This window comes from Spirulina sp. 06S082 (genome assembly GCF_034932145.1).
Classification (GTDB): domain Bacteria; phylum Cyanobacteriota; class Cyanobacteriia; order Cyanobacteriales; family Spirulinaceae; genus CCY15215.
In genome coordinates this window covers 1-3026 of the sequence record NZ_JAYGHV010000245.1, presented here as the reverse complement: position 1 = coordinate 3026, position 3026 = coordinate 1, and the positions used below count along the sequence as shown (strand labels likewise).

2 protein-coding genes and 1 pseudogene are annotated in these 3026 nt (G+C 39.9%); 1 reads left to right on the top strand and 2 read right to left on the bottom strand.

Features of this window, described 5'->3' with window-relative positions; genetic code table 11:
• Positions 1–238 precede the first annotated feature (238 nt).
• Positions 239–736: pseudogene (locus VB714_RS15215) on the top strand (hypothetical protein); the annotation flags it as partial.
• A gap of 1342 nt (positions 737–2078) precedes the next feature.
• Here VB714_RS15215 and VB714_RS15210 read toward each other — a convergent pair.
• Complete coding sequence (locus VB714_RS15210; protein ID WP_323225461.1) at positions 2079–2531, bottom strand: hypothetical protein; 453 nt, start codon at positions 2529–2531, stop codon at positions 2079–2081.
• Positions 2532–2697: 166 nt separating this feature from the next.
• Complete coding sequence (locus tag VB714_RS15205; protein WP_323225459.1) at positions 2698–3009, bottom strand: type II toxin-antitoxin system RelE/ParE family toxin; 312 nt, start codon at positions 3007–3009, stop codon at positions 2698–2700.
• Positions 3010–3026: the final 17 nt, after the last annotated feature.

The window sequence follows — 3026 nt, the reverse complement described above, 5'->3', positions numbered from 1 at the left end:
GGGGATTTTCAATCCTTCGCCTTCGACAAATTGGGTTTTTCTCGATTTCACATCTGCCATAGCGTCCTTGCTGTTACAGATTTTATCAACTTACAAAAAAATTTATTTAAAAACTTCCGATAGGAAGATTAAAAAATACCCCTCGTTCTGACAACCCAAATGGGTGTTTGAGAATTTGTGTTAAGCTGAAAAAGCAATCGAACGAATAAGGAGAAAAACAATGTCTCCACCGGAAGATATAGTTTCTGTTCGGAAATCAATCCAAATAGCTGACGCTCAAGCACGCTATTTGAGCAGTGAAGAATTAAATAGATTCAACGCATTTGCACGTAGTGGCATAGCGCGTATTGAGATAGCTCAAACTTTAGAAGCTGCTCGATCGAACATTATTAAGCAGACTAGCAATCTACTTTTCCAAGTATGTCCTGATATCTTTTCTCTTGGTGGTAATGCCTATGGCCCAAGGATGACAGCCATCTGCTTGCGCGATTTAGATTACTACCTCCGCCTCGTTACTTATGGGGTTGTTGCTGGTGATGTTACACCCATAGAGGAGATTGGTATTATAGGTATCCGTGAAATGTACATTTCTCTGGGTACTCCTATTTCTGCTGTTGCCGCAGGGATTTGTGCTATGAAAATTGTCTCAGTTTCTTTGCTATCTGAAAAAGAACTATCTGGAGAAGAAATAGCTGAGACCAATGTTTACTTTGACTACATCATCAATGCTTTGGATGGTGTTAGCTTTGCCTTATCCCAAGCAATGGAACGAATTTTTGCACAACAAACGAAGCTAGTAGAGTCTAGTAGTTTGGAGAGCGAACCTTGGGAACCCAAAAGCTACGAGGAGTGGCTTAAGTTCGACAAGCTGGCACAACGACTTCAAAAAAATGGAGTAGAAGACGAAAATTACTTTGAGAGATCTGCGATCAGTTTCTTTGAGTCTTGGAGTCGTATGCCTTCTCAAACGAGAAAGGAGATTTGGCGTGACCGAGAGATTATGGCAACACTCCATGAAAAGATGGATTCTTGGAAAAATATACGTGGCTTTCTCTCTGTCGGCGTAGCAAAAAGAACAGTTGGTGCAAGAGAACGAACGGTTGGTATATTAACATTTGAGGGCATTTCTGGTCATGTAATTGACAACCTATATGAAATGGCTGATATTCCTCGATTTTTGAAGATTGAGTCTTCTCTTTGCGAATATTTATTAGACGAAGAACAGCAGCTAGTACCAATTATATTGGAGTGGATGGAATTTCCTAGAGAATATAACTCTTCAGATAATTTAAAGATTGCTTCTAAGATCGAGCCATTAATAACATCTTGTAATCTACCTGTACAGAGTGGAGATGTTATTATTGGTAGAAATAGTGGCGGGCGCTATAATGAAAGTCAAACTGTTACTCTTACAACATTTACTGTTGCCAATGATTATTGCACCAATCTAGGTTTAAGTGTGTGGCATGGATTCAAAGCTGGTTATGAAGAGGTTTATGCTCGTAAAGAAAATAATAATTGTGCTAAAATGGGACAAATTTTTTTTGATAATACTCATCGGAAAAAACAGGCTAAAAAATACGACGTAGCACTGATAAAAATGGATTCAGATTGTCAGATAAATCCACATCTTAAGTGGGTCAATAAGCCCCCTAATAAACCTGACTTGCCGATGTCAAAATTTCCAGCGCAAATGTATGGTGGCATTTCTGGACATCAAAAAGGCGAGATCGATCAAGTGATGATGTACTTCCCAGGGCCTGCTTCGTCAGTGATACCTCAATTTTCAGCTATTATTCCCTGTAAACCAGGCGATTCGGGGTCCCTTCTTGTATTTGGACACGACTCTGTTTGTCCTATTTCAGATGCCCGAGCAAAATACATGGATAAATTATCCTTGAATGCTCGGACTCTCGCCATGCTAGGAATGCTTGTGGAAGGTTCTGAAAGAGGAACAAATGGGCAAGTTGCGTTTTTTAGACCAATCTTAGATATCTTCGTTTGCTTAAACCTTGACCCGTCGCTTTAGAAGTAGCATTAATCATTTTGCAAAGAATATAAAATGATTAATGATTTAATTAGTCAACACATAATAGAGCTACTCCCATTCTTGCAATTATTATGCAGCTTGCAGTCATTAGAAGTATACCACTTGGATCGACAGATATAGCAATAACTCCTGTTTTTGATAATTCTGTTAACATAGGAACAAAAATCCAAGGTGCTAGTTTAACAGAATCTTCTGACATACTTTTTAGTGCAGCGCAAATTCTTGTTTTTGCGCTTGTTTTCTTGATCTCATATTCTGCTTTTCTCACTATTTCATCAGCAATCTTTAGACTTTCCTCCTCATCTAAATTTTGCTCGGAGCTAAGTTTTTCTGCTAGTCCTTGTATTAAATTTTTAAGCGGATCGTATTTAGCAAACTCCGCAAATTCTGACTCTTGTTCTTCATTGTCGTAAATTTCAACTAGATTGGATAGGTCTTGTATATTCTTTCTGACACTGGTCTCGAATGTTTGTGAATCCATAATTACATGAGTTGTGTGGCAATAGAATTTTTTTCCAAGTATACACTATGGCCATCGTTTGATGAGCGATCGCATTAATGAGTCAGTCGATCTTCAGGCATTGTTATTTCGAGATGAACTGCTTGGGTTGTGCGGGGCAAATGGGGCGATAGCCCTTTGAACTGGCTTATTCTTCTGCTGCGGAGTCCGAGAAATATTGAGGAACATTCATGCGCTCGTGGAGAACGCGCACGACTTCAATCCCATTATCCGATGGGCGGTAAAAAATGAGATGCTTGCCTTCTGGATACATCCGACAGGCGGCAAATAATTCAGATCGCGGACTGCCTTTGGCTGGATTTTGGGCAAGATCGATAAATCTGCGTTCTAGCTGTCCGAGATAGCGATCGGCTTGCTTTTTGCCCCAAGTTTGATAAGTGTATTGCCAAATTCCGACAAGATCCGCATCGGCCAGTCGCGTCAGGCGATATTCAGGCATTCTCTTCTACGGTAGAA

What these genes read in the sequence shown, in the direction of transcription:
- VB714_RS15210 (WP_323225461.1), bottom strand. Translation starts at nt 2,531, where the DNA reads ATGGATTCACAAACATTCGAGACCAGTGTCAGAAAGAATATACAAGAC.
- VB714_RS15205 (WP_323225459.1), bottom strand. Translation starts at nt 3,009, where the DNA reads ATGCCTGAATATCGCCTGACGCGACTGGCCGATGCGGATCTTGTCGGA.